This window comes from Pseudonocardia sp. EC080619-01, from assembly GCF_001420995.1.
In the GTDB taxonomy this organism is placed as follows: Bacteria; Actinomycetota; Actinomycetes; order Mycobacteriales; family Pseudonocardiaceae; genus Pseudonocardia.
On record NZ_CP012184.1, the window covers coordinates 5159217 to 5173892 of the forward strand.

14 protein-coding genes are annotated in these 14676 nt (G+C 75.3%); 11 read left to right on the top strand and 3 right to left on the bottom strand.

Going from position 1 to position 14676, the window contains the following annotated elements; all coding sequences use genetic code 11:
• Positions 1-821 precede the first annotated feature (821 nt).
• Both AD017_RS24205 and AD017_RS24210 read right to left on the bottom strand, forming a co-directional pair.
• Positions 822-1196 carry a nuclear transport factor 2 family protein gene (locus tag AD017_RS24205; RefSeq protein WP_060575664.1) on the bottom strand — a complete coding sequence of 125 codons (375 nt, stop codon included), beginning with the start codon at positions 1194-1196 and terminating at the stop codon, positions 822-824.
• A 19-nt stretch (positions 1197-1215) separates the two neighbouring features.
• On the bottom strand, positions 1216-2223 hold the full coding sequence (locus AD017_RS24210; RefSeq protein WP_033199891.1) for an LLM class flavin-dependent oxidoreductase: 1008 nt from the start codon (positions 2221-2223) through the stop codon (positions 1216-1218).
• A 161-nt stretch (positions 2224-2384) separates the two neighbouring features.
• On the opposite strand from AD017_RS24210, the gene thrS reads away from it, so the two are divergent.
• From thrS to AD017_RS37265, 8 genes are all read left to right on the top strand, one after another.
• Positions 2385-4433: a threonine--tRNA ligase gene (gene thrS, locus AD017_RS24215; protein ID WP_060575665.1), complete on the top strand. Its 2049-nt coding sequence runs from the start codon at positions 2385-2387 to the stop codon at positions 4431-4433.
• Between the two features lie 54 nt (positions 4434-4487).
• The gene (locus tag AD017_RS24220) at positions 4488-5090 is read left to right on the top strand and encodes an HIT domain-containing protein (protein WP_010232723.1); all 603 of its coding nucleotides are present in this window, start codon (positions 4488-4490) and stop codon (positions 5088-5090) included.
• A gap of 43 nt (positions 5091-5133) precedes the next feature.
• Positions 5134-5748 (top strand): phosphatidylinositol phosphate synthase, encoded by a 615-nt coding sequence (gene pgsA / locus AD017_RS24225; protein WP_060575666.1) that lies wholly within the window; start codon positions 5134-5136, stop codon positions 5746-5748.
• A complete protein-coding gene (locus tag AD017_RS24230; RefSeq protein WP_060575667.1) occupies positions 5741-6667 on the top strand; it encodes a phosphatidylinositol mannoside acyltransferase in 927 nt (308 codons plus the stop codon). The genes pgsA and AD017_RS24230 overlap by 8 nt, the downstream gene beginning before the upstream one ends.
• A gap of 5 nt (positions 6668-6672) precedes the next feature.
• Entirely contained in the window at positions 6673-7836 is a 1164-nt protein-coding gene (locus tag AD017_RS24235) for a glycosyltransferase family 4 protein (RefSeq protein WP_060576587.1), read from the top strand.
• On the top strand, positions 7833-8417 hold the full coding sequence (locus tag AD017_RS24240) for an NUDIX hydrolase (protein ID WP_227012572.1): 585 nt from the start codon (positions 7833-7835) through the stop codon (positions 8415-8417). Before AD017_RS24235 ends, AD017_RS24240 begins: the two co-directional genes overlap by 4 nt.
• Positions 8418-8502: 85 nt before the next feature.
• Positions 8503-9351, top strand: coding sequence for a pyridoxal 5'-phosphate synthase lyase subunit PdxS (gene pdxS / locus AD017_RS24245; RefSeq protein ID WP_238592021.1), 849 nt, complete (start codon positions 8503-8505; stop codon positions 9349-9351).
• A 297-nt stretch (positions 9352-9648) separates the two neighbouring features.
• Positions 9649-11529 (top strand): family 16 glycosylhydrolase, encoded by a 1881-nt coding sequence (locus AD017_RS37265; RefSeq protein ID WP_168172834.1) that lies wholly within the window; start codon positions 9649-9651, stop codon positions 11527-11529.
• Here the strand turns inward: AD017_RS37265 and AD017_RS24255 are convergent, their stop codons facing one another.
• A complete protein-coding gene (locus AD017_RS24255; protein WP_010240436.1) occupies positions 11530-12084 on the bottom strand; it encodes a helix-turn-helix domain-containing protein in 555 nt (184 codons plus the stop codon).
• A 54-nt stretch (positions 12085-12138) separates the two neighbouring features.
• Between AD017_RS24255 and AD017_RS24260 the strand changes: the two genes are divergently transcribed.
• Genes AD017_RS24260 through AD017_RS24270 form a run of 3 tightly spaced genes read left to right on the top strand, consistent with a single transcriptional unit; the run spans position 12139 to position 14675 of the window.
• On the top strand, positions 12139-12846 hold the full coding sequence (locus AD017_RS24260) for an AzlC family ABC transporter permease (protein ID WP_010240435.1): 708 nt from the start codon (positions 12139-12141) through the stop codon (positions 12844-12846).
• Positions 12843-13151 carry an AzlD domain-containing protein gene (locus AD017_RS24265; RefSeq protein ID WP_060575669.1) on the top strand — a complete coding sequence of 103 codons (309 nt, stop codon included), beginning with the start codon at positions 12843-12845 and terminating at the stop codon, positions 13149-13151. The genes AD017_RS24260 and AD017_RS24265 overlap by 4 nt, the downstream gene beginning before the upstream one ends.
• Before the next feature lie 60 nt (positions 13152-13211).
• A complete protein-coding gene (locus tag AD017_RS24270) occupies positions 13212-14675 on the top strand; it encodes a DUF2867 domain-containing protein (protein ID WP_060575670.1) in 1464 nt (487 codons plus the stop codon).
• The last annotated feature ends 1 nt before the right edge of the window (position 14676 follow it).

Consider the following 14676-nt stretch of genomic DNA (forward strand, 5'->3'; position numbering starts at 1 on the left):
GCTGGTGCCGGTGGTCGGAGCGGCTCCGTCGGCCGCGCCGGTCCGCGCCGGTGCGCCGTCGGGTCCGTCGCCGTCGGGACGGCGGCGGGACGTCCGCGCGGAGTCCGCCGCGCCCGCGCCGGCCGGGCCCTCGTCGGCACGGGGGGCGGGACGGTCGCCCGCCGCGCGCCGCCCGGAGCCGTTCCCGCTGCCGCGCACGACGTCCTCGAAGGACTGCGGCCCCTCGGACGGACGCCCGTGCCGCCCGGCGCCACCGGACGTGGGCCCGCCGGACGGTGCAGGGGGACCGTGCCGGGGCGGGCGGCCCGAGTCCTCCCGGGCGACCTGGTCACTGCCGTGCCGTCCTCCCGGGCGTTCCTCGGTGCGGACGGATCGGGCGAAACCGTACGGATCGGACTCGTCGGCGGAGCGTCGGGACCGCGGGGGCGGGGGCGGGCCTGCGGTCAACCGCCTCTCCTCTCACGGTTCCGGCCGGTGGGGGCCGTCGGTCACGGGGTCCGGGCACGTGCGTGCTCGCCGGGTGAACGAGTTACCGGCGGGTTGCGATGTGCCCACCTGATCGACGTCACTCGAATGTCGGCACGTCATCAGGGTGGTGCGGCAGCGCGTGACCGAACGCCTCGGCCGGTGTCCGCCGCTCGCACCATCGTGCCTGCGCCGGGTGGACCAGGACGACGCCGTCGATCACTCCGTCGGGCAACGGACGTCTGACTGCGACGACGCGCCGGGCCCCGCGGGCCGGACGGCCGCGCACGCACGCGGCCACCGGACCACCGGGCGTCCGGACACGGTGAGCTGCACCCGGCGCCGGACTCGCACGGTCACCCGCCGAGGAGCGGGCCCATCCGGTCACGCAGCGCCTCGGCGGCGGACAGCGGCCGGACCAGGACGGTGAGCTCCCGGACGCGGCCGTCGTCGTCGAACCGGAGGAGATCGACGCCCTGCACCTCGCGGTCGCCCACGGTCGCGGCGAACTCGAGGACGTGCCCGTCCTCGCCGGCGAACTCCCCGACGTAGTGGAAGCCCTCGAACACCGTGACGACCGCGCCGAGGACGGCGCGCAGCGGCGCGCGACCCCGGTAGGGACGGTGGACGACGGGGGAGCGGAACTCGACGTCGTCGGTGCACAGGTCCACGGCGGTGTCCGGGTCACCGGCCTCGATCGCGGACCGGAACCGGGCGGCGGTGTCGGTCATGGGCCCGATGATGCCGTGCTCACGCCGCGGTCGTGGCCCCCGGCACGCCGACGGCGTCGGCCAGCAGTTCGTAGGACCGCAGCCGGTCCTCGCCGCGGTAGGTCGCCGTCGTCACCATCAGCTCGTCGACGCCGGTGCGCGACACCAGCTCCTCGACCCCGGCCCGCACCGTCGCCGGATCCCCGATGATCTGGTCGGCCTGCCGCTGCTCGACGAACGCGCGCGCCGCGTCCGTCCACTCGAAGGCGGCGACCTCCTCGGGGCCGGGCAGCTCGCGCGGGTCACCGAGCCGCAGGTGCAGGAACTGCAGCGCGGAGGGCAGGGCGAGCTCGCGGGCGGCGTCGCCGGTCGGGGCGCAGAACACCGATGCGGCGATCATCGAGTACGGCTCGGACAGCATCGCCGAGGGCCGGAAGTGCTCCCGGTACAGCTCGAGTGCCGGCATCGTGTTGCGGGCCGAGAAGTGGTGCGCGAACGCGAACGGCAGCCCCAGCATGCCCGCGACCTTCGCCGAGTAGCCGGAGGAGCCGAGCAGCCACAGCGACGGCGCGTTGCCCTTCGCGGGCACCGCGAGCACGTCGGCGTCGCCCCGGAAGTACGAGGCCAGCTCGACGAGCTGGTCGGGGAAGTCGTCGGGGGCGTTCAGCTGCGCGGCGTCGATCCCGCGCAGCGCCGCGGCCGTCGCCGGGTCGGTGCCCGGCGCGCGCCCGAGACCGAGGTCGATGCGGTCCGGGTGCAGCGCCTCCAGCGTCCCGAACTGCTCGGCGACGACGAGGGGCCGGTGGTTGGGCAGCATCACCCCGCCCGAGCCGACCCGGATCCGCTCGGTCGCCCCGGCCAGGTGCGCGATCAGGACCGGTGGCGACGAGCTCGCGATCCCCGGCATCGCGTGGTGCTCGGCCACCCAGTAGCGCGTGAAGCCGAGCTCCTCGGCACGCTGCACCAGCCGGGTGCTGTGGGCCAGCGCGTCGGTGGCGGACGAGCCGTCGGACACGGGGACGAGATCGAGCACGGAGAGGGGGACCACGGTCGGCCCAACGCCACCCGCGCCGTGCGTCTTCCCGCGGGACCGCTCCCGCCGAACGTCACCGCCCGCGGAACCCGGTCGCAGCGCCCTACTAGCATCGACGCCACTCCACCGGGCTCCCCGGGGAGCCCACCGATCGTGACAGCCCTGGAGGCCGCACCGTGTCCGCACCGCCCGCCCCGCCCGCGTCCGCCCCGATCCGGGTGCCGGCCGGGACGACCGCCGGTGCGCGCATCCGGGAGGGCGGGCTGCCGACCAGCGGCCCGGAGGCGATCGTCGTCGTCCGCGACGCCGGCGGGACCCTGCGCGACCTGGCCTGGGCACCCGAGGCCGACACCGAGGTCGTCGCGGTCGCGGCGAACACCGACGAGGGCCGCAGCGTCATCCGGCACTCGGCGGCGCACGTGCTGGCCCAGGCCGTCCAGCAGCTGTTCCCGAAGGCCCGGCTGGGCATCGGCCCGCCGGTCACCGACGGCTTCTACTACGACTTCGACGTCGACACCCCCTTCACCCCCGAGGATCTGAAGAAGATCGAGTCGGCGATGAAGAAGATCGTGAAGGCGGGGCAGAAGTTCTCCCGGCGCCGGTTCGCCGACCGGGACGAGGCCCGTGCCGAGCTGGCGGACGAGCCCTACAAGCTGGAGCTGGTCGACCTCAAGGGCAGCGACGACTCCGAGGTCATGGAGGTCGACTCCTCGGGCGAGCTGACCGTCTACGACAACGTGCACGCCCACACCGGCGACGTCGTCTGGTCCGACCTGTGCCGCGGCCCGCACCTGCCGACCACGAAGTTCGTCCCGGCCTTCACCCTCACCCGGTCCGCGGCCGCGTACTGGCGCGGGGACCAGCGCAACGCGCAGCTGCAGCGCATCTACGGCACCGCGTGGGAGTCGCAGGAGGCGCAGGACGCCTACCTGGAGCGGGTCGCCGAGGCCGAGCGCCGCGACCACCGGCGCCTCGGCTCCGAGCTGGACCTGTTCAGCTTCCCGGACGAGATCGGCTCGGGCCTGCCGGTCTTCCACCCGAAGGGCGGCGTCGTCCGCAAGGAGCTGGAGGACCTCTCCCGGGAGCGGCACGCGGCGGCGGGCTACGAGTTCGTCTACACCCCGCACGCCACCAAGGGACAGCTGTTCGAGCTGTCCGGGCACCTCGACTGGTACGCCGACGGCATGTACCCGCCCATGCAGCTCGACGCCGAGTACGACGCCGAGGGGCAGCTCAAGCGGCCGGCGGTCGACTACTACCTCAAGCCGATGAACTGCCCGATGCACAACCTGATCTTCGCGTCGCGCGGGCGGTCGTACCGGGAGCTGCCGCTGCGGCTGTTCGAGTTCGGCACCGTCTACCGCTACGAGAAGTCCGGCGTCGTGCACGGCCTCACCCGGGCCCGCGGCTTCACCCAGGACGACGCGCACATCTACTGCACCCGCGACCAGATGCAGGACGAGATCCGCTCGCTGCTGCAGTTCGTGCTGGACCTGCTGCGCGACTACGGCCTCGACGACTTCTACCTGGAGCTCTCCACCCGCAACCCGGAGAAGTCGATCGGCTCCGACGAGCTCTGGGAGGAGGCCACCGACGCGCTGCGGGAGGCCGCCGGGAACTTCGGGCTGGAGCTCCGCGACGACCCGGGCGGCGCCGCGTTCTACGCGCCGAAGATCTCCGTGCAGGCCCGCGACGCGATCGGCCGCTACTGGCAGATGTCGACCATCCAGGTCGACCTGATGCTGCCGGACCGGTTCGAGCTGGAGTACACCGCAGGCGACGGTTCCCGGCAGGGCCCGGTGATGATCCACCGTGCGCTGTTCGGCTCGATCGAGCGGTTCTTCGGGGTGCTCACCGAGCACTACGCCGGCGCGTTCCCGGCCTGGCTGGCCCCGGTGCAGGTCGTCGGCATCCCGGTGACCGACACCCAGGAGGACTACGTCCGCGAGATCGCGGCGCGGCTGCGTGCGGAGGGCATCCGGATCGACGTCGACGCCGGCGACGACCGCATGCAGAAGAAGATCCGCACCCACACCCTGCAGAAGGTGCCGTTCCTGCTCCTCGCGGGCGGCCGCGACGTGGAGGCGGGCGCGGTCAGCTTCCGGTTCCGCGACGGCTCGCAGACCAACGGCGTGCCGGTCGACGACGCCGTCCGGTCGATCGTCGCGTGGGTGCGGTCGCGGACCAACACCTCGCCCGGCGCGGAGTCCTTCCAGCCCGCCTGAACCCCCGCCCGAACCCCGGACCGCGTCCCGGCCACCGACCCATAGGATCGGCCCATGGAGCAGGAGTGGGTCCCGCAGGAGGGGGTCGGGACGCCCGACGGGTTCGCCCGGCTCTGGACCCCGCACCGGCTGGCCTACATCAAGGGCGCCTCGGACACCGGCTGTCCGTTCTGCCGGATCGGCCGGGGCGAGACGATCGGTGAGCCCGGCGACGGCGCCGGGACCGGCACGGAGGCCGATGCGGACGCGGACAACCTCGTCGTCGCCCGCGGTGCCGAGGTGTTCGCGCTGCTCAACCTGCACCCGTACAACCCGGGGCACCTGATGGTGCTGCCGTACCGGCACGTCGCGGATCTGGAGGAGCTCACCGACTCCGAGACGGCGGAGCTGATGGACTTCACCCGCCAGGCCGTGGTGACGATGAAGAAGGTCGCGGCGCCGCACGCGTTCAACGTCGGGCTGAACCTCGGCCACGTGGCGGGCGGGTCGCTCGCCGAGCACATCCACCAGCACGTCGTGCCGCGGTGGGGCGGCGACGCGAACTTCATCGCGGTCGTCGGTCAGACGAAGGTGATCCCGCAGCTGCTCGCGGAGACCCGGTCGCAGCTCGCCGCGGCGTGGGAACCACCACGGCGCGCGACCCCCGGGGCCGACTAGGCTGGTCGCATCGGCCCGTCCGTGAGGGAGTACGTCGCCCACGATGCTCAATCTGTTCGCCCGCGGGCACGTCAACCGGCTCACCGACCCGGTGGGGCGCGCACTCGTCGCGCGTGGCGTCAGCCCGGACACGGTGACGGTGCTCGGCACCGTCGGCGCCGTCGCGTGCTCGGTGGGGTTCCTGCCCGCCGGATGGCTCGTCATCGGATCGGTGCTGGTCACGCTGTTCGTGCTGACCGACCTGATCGACGGGGCGATGGCCCGCGCCCGCGGCCACGGCACCCCGTTCGGGGCCGTGCTCGACTCCACCTGTGACCGGATGGTCGACGGTGCCCTCTTCGCGGGACTCGCCTGGTGGGCGCTGACCGCGGGGGACGAGCCGATCGCGGCGGGTGCCGCGCTGGTCGCCCTCGTCGGCGGGCAGATCGTGTCGTACGTGAAGGCCCGCGCCGAGTCGGTCGGGCTCACCGCCGAGGGTGGGCTGGTCGAGCGGGCGGAGCGGCTGATCCTCGGACTGCTCGGCGCGTTCCTGGCCGGGCTGGGTGTGCCGTACGCGCTGACCGTCGCGCTGCTCGTGCTGGCGATCGGGACGGTGGTGACCCTGGGCCAGCGGATCCTGGCCGTGCGGCGGAGCTCCCGCGAGGTGCCGCGTGCCTGACGCCGCCGATCCCGGCGCGGTCGAGCGGGTCCGGGAGGCGCTGGCGGGGGCCGGGTACGCGGCGGGCTGGGCGGTGGCCGGGCGGCTGCCGGCCGGCGTCGTCGGGCGGGTGTCCGACGCCGCCGCCGACCTCGCGACCCGGCGCGACGGCCCGGGGGTGCGACGGCTGCGGCAGAACCTGGCCAGGGTCCGCCCCGGTGCGACCCCCGCCGAGCTCGACGACCTGGTCGCCAGGGGGATGCGGAGCTACGCCCGTTACTGGCGGGAGGCGTTCGCGCTGCCGTCGCTCGACCCGGACGCGGTGCACGACGCGATGCACCCCCACGTGCACGGCATCGGGCCCTCGCTGGAAACGCTGCGGGCCGGTCGCGGCGTGCTCTACGCGCTGCCGCACTCCGGCAACTGGGACGTCGCGGGCGTCTACATGGTGCGCGAGCTCGCCCGGCTCGGGCTGGAGCCCGCCATCACGACGGTCGTGCAGCGGCTGCGCCCCGAGTCGCTGTTCCGGCGGTTCCTCGACTACCGCCGCTCGCTCGGCTTCGAAGTGGTGACGGCGGACGACCCGCGGACGGCGCACCGGGCGCTGACCGCGCGCCTGCGCTCGGGCGGTGTCGTGTGCCTGGTCGCCGACCGCGACCTGTCCGGGACCGGCGTCGAGGTCTCGTTCCTCGGCCGCCCCGCCCGCCTCCCCGCCGGGCCGGCCCGGCTGGCCCGCGCGACCGGCGCCGCCCTGCACCCGGCGTACGCGGTGTTCGCGGGTGACGCGTGGGGCGTGCACGTCGGCCCCGAGATCCCGGTCCCCGACCGGGCCGCCGAGGCGAAGGCGGTGCAGGCACTGGCGGACGCGTTCGGTGAGCTGATCGCCCGGCGCCCGGAGGACTGGCACATGCTCCAGCCGATCCGGGGCGTGCGGGCATGACGGCGCTGCGGATCGGGATGGTCTGCCCGTACTCCCTGGACGTGCCCGGGGGAGTGCAGCACCACGTCCTCGACCTCGCGGCCGCGCTGCGGGCCAGAGGGCACCGGGTGCACGTGCTGGCGCCGTCGGCCGGCCCGGCGCCGGAGTTCGTGACCCCGGTGGGCCGGGCGCTGGGCGTCCCCTACAACGGCTCGGTCGCCCGCGTCACGTTCGGCCCGCGCACCCACCTGCGCGCCCGGCGCTGGCTGGCCGAGCACGACTTCGACGTCCTGCACCTGCACGAACCCACGACGATCTCGGTGTCGGTGCTCGCCCTGCTCGCCGCCCGCGGCCCCATCGTCGCGACCTTCCACACCTCCACCGAGCGCTCCCGCGCGCTGGCCGCGTTCGGCGGGCTCCTGCGCCCCCTGATGGAGAAGGTGACGGCCCGGATCGCGGTGTCGGCCACCGCGCGGCGGGTGCAGGTCGAGCACCTCGGCGGCGACGCGACGGAGATCCCCAACGGCGTCGACGTCGCGCGGTTCGCCGACGGCCCCGCCCTCGACGACCTCGTCCCCGGCCTCCCGCCCGGCCGCCGGATCGGGTTCGTCGGGCGCTACGACGAGCCCCGCAAGGGCATGCCGGTGCTGCTCGACGCCCTGCGCCCGCTGGCCGCGGACCGGCCCGGTCTGCGGCTGCTCGTCGTCGGGCGCGGCGACGGCGACGCCCTGCTCCGCGCCGCCGGGCCCGGTCTGGCCGACCGCATCGACCTGCTCGGCCCCGTCGACGAGACCACCAAGGCGGCGGCGCTGCGCGCGTCGGAGGTGTTCTGCGCGCCGCACCGGGGCGGGGAGAGCTTCGGCATGGTGCTCACCGAGGCGATGGCCGCGGGCACCCCGGTCGTCGCCGGCGACATCGAGTCGTTCCGCCCGGTGCTCGGCGGCGCCGGCCGGCTCGTCCCGGCCGGGGACGCGGCCGCCCTCGGCCGTGCACTGGCCGGCCTCCTCGACGACGACGCGGCCCGCGCCGCGTCGGCCGCCGCCGGACGGTCCCGGGCCGCGCGGTACGACTGGGGCGTGGTCACGCAGGACGTGCTGCGGGTGTACCGGGCGGCGCTCGCCGCAGCGCCGCCCGCGCCGGACGGCGGCGGCCGGTCCGTCCCGGCCCGGTGGGGGAGCGCGCCGTCGTGAGCCCGCTGCTGTGGACGCTGGTGGTCGCGACGGTGCTGGTCGTGGCGGCCCTCACCGTGTGGTGCCGGACACGTGTCGCCCGGCTGCACCGGCTGCACGTCCGCGTCGACGCCGCCCGGGCCGGGCTCGGCACGGCCCTCGACGGACGCGCGGCGGTCGCGCTGCGGGTCGCCGACGCACTCGGGCCGGCCGCGCCCCCCGGGTTGCGCCACGCCGCGACGGCCGCTGCGGCGGGTTCCGCCCCGGCCGCCGACGGCCGCGACCCCGCCGGGAGCCGGGTCGCCCGTGAGACGGCGGAGAACACGCTGACCAGGCAACTCGCCGTCGTCGGGCCGGGGCGGCTGGCGCCGGCGCTGGAGGCGGAGCTCGGCGACGCCCAGCAGCTGGTGATCCTGGCGCGCCGGGTGCACAACGACGCCGTCCGCGACACCCGGGCACTGCGGTCGCGCCGGATGGTGCGCCGGCTGCGCCTGTACGGGACCGCCCCGGAGCCGGTGTACTTCGAGATCGCCGACCCGGAACCGGCGGCCGGTCCGCACGTCTCTGACGTAGACTCGGCGCGTTACCCGACTGTCATGTGAGGAGCTCCGATCACCCGTGTCCGCAGCCGATAACACCTTGGACGACGCCGGTCCGCAGCACGGCACCGCGCGGGTCAAGCGCGGTATGGCCGAGATGCTCAAGGGCGGCGTGATCATGGACGTGGTCACCCCGGAGCAGGCGAAGATCGCCGAGGACGCCGGCGCGGTGGCCGTGATGGCCCTCGAGCGCGTTCCCGCCGACATCCGCGCGAACGGCGGCGTCGCCCGCATGTCCGACCCGGACATGATCTCCGGCATCGTCGAGGCGGTGTCCATCCCGGTCATGGCCAAGGCGCGGATCGGGCACTTCGTCGAGGCGCAGGTCATCCAGTCGCTGGGTGTCGACTACATCGACGAGTCCGAGGTCCTCACGCCCGCCGACGAGGCGCACCACATCGACAAGTGGGCCTACACGGTGCCGTTCGTCTGCGGCGCCACCAACCTCGGTGAGGCGCTGCGCCGGATCTCCGAGGGCGCGGCGATGATCCGCTCGAAGGGCGAGGCCGGCACCGGCAACGTCGTCGAGGCGACCCGGCACATGCGGTCCATCCGCGCCGAGATCGGCCGGCTCGCGTCGCTGGACGCCGCCGAGCTCTACATCGCGGCCAAGGAGCTGCGGGCCCCGGTCGAGCTGGTCGCCGAGGTCGCGCGTTCCGGCAAGCTGCCGGTCGTGCTGTTCACCGCGGGCGGCATCGCCACCCCGGCCGACGCGGCGATGATGATGCAGCTCGGCGCCGAGGGCGTGTTCGTGGGCTCGGGCATCTTCAAGTCCGGCAACCCGTCGCAGCGTGCGTCGGCGATCGTGAAGGCCACGACCTTCCACGACGACCCGGACATGATCGCCAAGGTCTCCCGCGGCCTGGGCGAGGCGATGGTCGGCATCAACATCCCGGACATCCCGGAGGACCAGCGCTACGCCTCCCGCGGCTGGTAGTCCTCCGCACCGTCTCGACGAGCCCCGTCCGGCACCACGCCGGGCGGGGCTCTCGTCGTTCCCGGGGCGTCTCTCCCGGCGGATCCGAGCCCGCTCCGACCTGACCGTTGCGGGGTGAACACCCGGCCGAGTGAACAACTCCGTCACTCGGTCGCGGGGTGTGTCCGATTCGGGCACGTTCTGCACTCACTCGCGGGCAGGCTTGCCTACTCGATGTGATGACCTCGGGGCGCGTGGTGACTGTGTGGCGATTACGTTCCTATGCGAATCACGAGACCACTGGGGCGGAGGAGCCTGATGGGACGCTCTGTGCGAGTCGCGGCGGTCGCCGCCGCGATGATGATCAGCATCCCGGCCGCGGCGTTCGCCGACACCGGGACGACCGATCGACCGGGCGCGACGACGGCGGCCGTGGAGTGCCCCGCCCCGGGCGGTGCGCCCGGATCGGGCGGCTCGGGATCGGGGGACCCGGGGTCGGGCGGATCCGGATCGGGGAGCTCCGGTTCCGGTTCTGGTTCCGGGGACGACGGGGGCGCCGGGTCGGGGAAGCCCGGCGCCCCCGGGTCCGGGGACGACTCCGGTTCCGGCGGTGACTCGGGCTCCGGCGGCTCCGGTGGGGACTCGGCTCAGGGGAGCTCCGGCGGTGACGGCGGCTCGGGTGGCGACGACGGCTCGGGTGGTGACAGCAGCTCGGGGGATGACGGCGGCTCGGGTGGCGGCTCCGGGTCCGGTGAGGGCGCCGCTGCCGGTGGTGCGTCGCCGGTCGCGCCGGGTGCGCCCGCCGGCGGTCCCGGAGCTCCCGCGGCGGGAGAGGGGCCCGGACGGGTCGCTCCCGGCGTTGCGGTTCCCGACGCTGCTCCCGGTCCGGCCGGCTCGGCTGCTGCGCCCGGGGTGTCCGCGCCAGGTGCCTCCGCTCCCGGCGCGCCGGCCCGGCCCGAGGCGGACGGTCCGGACGGCGACGACTCCGGCGGCGACAGCGGCGGTTCGGGTGGCGACCAGGGCTCGGGCGGCGACAGCGGTGGCGACAGCGGTTCCGGTGGCGACAGTGGTTCCGGCGGTGACAGCGGTTCGGGTGGCGACGGCGGCTCGGGCGGCGACCAGGCTTCCGGTGGGGACAGTGGCTCCGGCGGGGACGGCGCTTCCGGTGACGACGGCGGCGCGGGCGGTGATCAGGGCTCGGGCGGCGGTGACCAGGCCTCCGGCGGCGACAGCGGTTCGGGCGGCGACCAGGGAGCCCCGGCCGACCAGAAGTCCGGTGACCAGGGCGGCGACGACCAGGCCGGCTCCGATCCCGCCGACTGCGGGACCGGTGGCGCCGCGGCCGCTCCGGCGGCTCCGCCCGCTCCGGCGGCCCCGCCCGCCCCGGCCGACCCGAACGCCCCTCCGGCCGCGGCGTTCCCGGGTGCCGAGAGCAGTGCGGCCGTCGCGCGGAACTGGGGACAGCCGAACAAGGTCGACGACTTCGACGGCGACACCATCCAGGGCTGGAACATGTATGACGGCGAGGGGCACGGCGGCGAGGGCCGTCGCTCCCCGGAGGCGGCGTCGGTGAAGGACGGCATTCTCACCATCAACGGCGACGCCGAGGGCACCACCGGCGGGATGGCCTGGTCCGAGGGCAGCCAGAAGTACGGCCGCTGGGAGGGCCGGGTGCGGGCTCCCGCGTCGGACCCGTCGTACAACGCGCTGCTCCTGCTCTGGCCGACCGCCGAGAACTTCCCGGTCGGCGGCGAGGTCGACTTCATGGAGATGACCGACCACACCCGGCAGAAGACCGAGCTGTTCCTGCACTACGGCGAGGACAACAGCCAGGTGCAGGGCTCGGTCGACATCGACGCGACGCAGTGGCACAACTGGGCGGTCGAGTGGCGGCCGGACGGGATCACCGCGTTCGTCGACGGCAAGGAGTGGTGGCACACCGACGACACGTCGATCCTGCCGCCCGGCCCGATGCACCTGACCATCCAGCTCGACTGGTTCCCGAAGGGCGGCGGCGACGTCAAGCCGTCGCTGATGGAGGTCGACTGGGTCCGTCAGTACCCGCTGCCCGAGACCGAGCCCGGCGGGGGTGCCCCGGGCAACGACGAGGGGCTCGTCGACGGTCTGCTGAACCGGATCACCGAGGGGACCCCGGACCGGGCGCCCGGGGCGGCGACCCGCGGCCCGAGCGGGACCTGATCACCGGTACTCCATGACCAGGACGGCGGCCGCCCCCTCGGTCAGGGCGCGGTAGCCGTGGGGCCGGTCGGCGGGGAAGGTGACGTAGTCACCGGGGTCGAGCTCGACCTCCTCGCCGGCCGGCCCGACGTGCCACCGGCCCGCGGAGACGATCAGGTGCTCGACCGTCCCGGGGGAGTGGGCGTGCGCCTCGCGGGGCTCACCCGGCCCGGACGTGACCACGTGCAGGTCCCGCCGGGCGCCCGGTGGGCAGGGCGACAGCAGGGCCGCGGCGAACGGCGAGTCCTCGGAGCGGATCAGGCGCCGCTCGCCGGACCGGACCACCCGCACCGGCGACGACGGTGGCTCCACCAGCGTGCTGAACGGCACCCCGGCGACGACGGCGATCGCCCACAGCGTCTCCACGCTCGGGTTCCCCGTCCCCGCCTCGAGCTGCGACAACGTCGACTTCGCGATCCCGGCGCGGCGCGCGAGCTCGGCCGAGGAGATCCCCAGGCGCTCGCGTTCCCGGCGGATGGCGGCGGCGATCGCCGCCAGTGGTGGCGTTCGTTCCATCGGTCCTCACGTTCGGCTTGACGAACGGCGTGCAGTGCGTTCACTGTAGCGGCCATGCGTTCGGTGCAGCGAACACGGCGCGCGGAGTCCCGGTCGGACCTCCGCGACGCCGTCACGATCTCGGTCGCGGTCGGCGTCGTCGGGGTGTCGTTCGGTGCGCTCGCCCCGGCGGCGGGCCTGTCGCCCGCCATGACGATGGCGATGTCGGCCCTGGTCTTCGCCGGTGGCGCGCAGCTGCTGGTCACCGGGGTGCTGGCGGCCGGGGGCGGGATCTGGGCGGCCGTCGCGGCCGGGCTCGTGCTGAACCTGCGGCACCTGCCGTTCGGGCTGGCGCTGGCCCGCCACGTCGGCGGCGGCTGGTCCCGCGTCCCGGCCGCGCACGTGATCACCGACGAGTCGACGGCGTTCGTCCTGGCCCGGACCACGGGATCCGAGGGGCGGGCACGCCGGGCGTTCTGGACGCTCGGTGTGATCAAGTACGGGTGCTGGCAGCTCGGCACCGCCGGTGGCCTGCTGCTGGGGGCCGTGGTGCCGGACCCGTCGGCGTTCGGCCTGGACGCGGCGTTCCCGGCGGCGCTGCTCGCGATGCTCGTCCCGATGCTGCGCCGGATCGACGCCGTACGGGTCGCGGGTGCCGCCGCGGCCGTCTCGCTGGCGTGCGCGCCGTTCCTTCCGGCGGGTGTCCCGGTGCTCGCCGGGCTGCTCGGGGCCGGGGCGGCCGGGCGTCCGGCCGAGGAGCCCGTCCCCGGTGGTGGGCGATGACCGCGACCGCGCTGCTCGTCCTGGCCGGTGGCACCTTCGCGATGCGGCTGCTCCCGCTGCTCCTGCACGGCCGGGTCGGCTTCTCCGGCCGGACGGTCCGGCTCGTCGAGCTCGGCGCCGTGGCGCTGCTGGTCGCGCTCGTCGCGACCGGCACCTGGTTCGAGGGCGCGGAGTTCGCCGGCTGGGCCCGGCCCGCCGGCGTCGCGGTGGCCGCCGTCGCGATCTGGCGCCGGGTGCCGTTCGTGCTGGTCGTGGTGCTCGCCGCCGGGACGACGGCCGTCCTCCGCCTCGCCGGCCTGCCCTGAGCGGGCCACCGGTGCGGCCCCACCGCGCGCGGTGGGCCTGCTGCGGCGAGGATCGTCGGCATGCACGTCCTCGTCGTCGGCGCCACCGGCTACATCGGTTCGCGTCTCGTCCCGCGCCTGCTCGACGCCGGTCACGACGTCCGCGTCCTGGCCCGCACCCCGGGCCGGGTCGCGGCGCACCCGTGGGCCGGGCGGGTCGACGTCGTCCCGGGGGACGCCCAGGACCCCGCCGACGTGACCCGTGCCTGCACGGGGACCGACGCCGTCGTCCACCTGGTGCACGCCATGGACGGCCCCGGCTACGCCGACCGCGACCGGGCGGCGGCGCACGCGCTGGCCGACGGCGCCGCCGCCGCGGGCGTCCGCCGGATCGTGTACCTGGGCGGGCTGCAGCCCGATGACGACGCCCGCCGCGTCTCGACGCACCTGCGGTCCCGCCGCGAGGTCGGCGACATCCTGCTGGCCGGACCGGTGCCCGCGGCCGTCCTGCGGGCCGGGATCGTGGTCGGCACCGGGTCGGCGAGCTTCGAGATGATCCGCCACCTCACCGAGACCGCGATGGGCGGCCCGCCGGTGCTGCCGCTGCCGGACCGGGCGTGGAACCGGATCCAGCCGGTCGCCGTCGACGACGTGCTGCACGCCCTCGCCGGCTGCCTCGACCTGCCGGACGACGTGGACCGGGCCTTCGACATCGGTGGACCGGACGTCCTCACCTACCGCGGCCTCATGAGCGGCTACGCCGCCGAGGCCGGGCTGGTGCGGCCGTTCCCGCTGCCGGTGCCGCTGTCCGCGCCGCGGCTCACCGCCCGTGCCGTCGCCGCGCTCACCCCGGTCGCCCGCGGGCTCGCCGAGCCGCTCGTCGAGTCCATGCGGCACGAGCTCGTCGCCGACCCCGGCGACATCGCCGCCCTCGACGCCCTGATCGGCCCGCCGCCCGGTGGTCACACGCCGTACCGGACGGCGGTCCGCCGCGCGCTCGACGGCGTCGGCGACGCCGGTCCCGGCCCCGCCGACGCCCCCGGCAGCGGGCCGGTGTCCTGGGAGACGACCGACACCCAGGAGGTCGACGCCCCGGCCGCGGCGGTGTGGTCGGTCGTCGAGACCCTGGGCGGCGAGCACGGCTGGTACACCGTCCCCGGCACGGCGACCCTGACCGGGGTCCTCGACGTGCTCGCGGGTGGACCGGGGAACCTGCCGCGCCGGCACTCCACCGGCCCGCCCCGCCTGGTCACCGGGGAACCGCTGGACCGCTGGGTGATCGAGACCGTCGAGCCCGGTGCCCGGCTGGTGCTGCGCGCGGCGTCCCGGCTGCCGGGCACCGCACACCTGGAGCTGCGGGTCCGCCCGACCGGACGCCTGACCAGCCGCTACGAGCAGACCCTCCGGTTCCGCCCGCACGGGCTCGCCGGACGGCTGGCGTGGCTGGCGGCGTACCCGACCCAGCGGTTCGTGTTCGCGGTGATGGCGCAGACGCTGACCGGTGTCGCCGGAACCCGCTACCGCCGGACCGTCCGCGCCCTCTGAC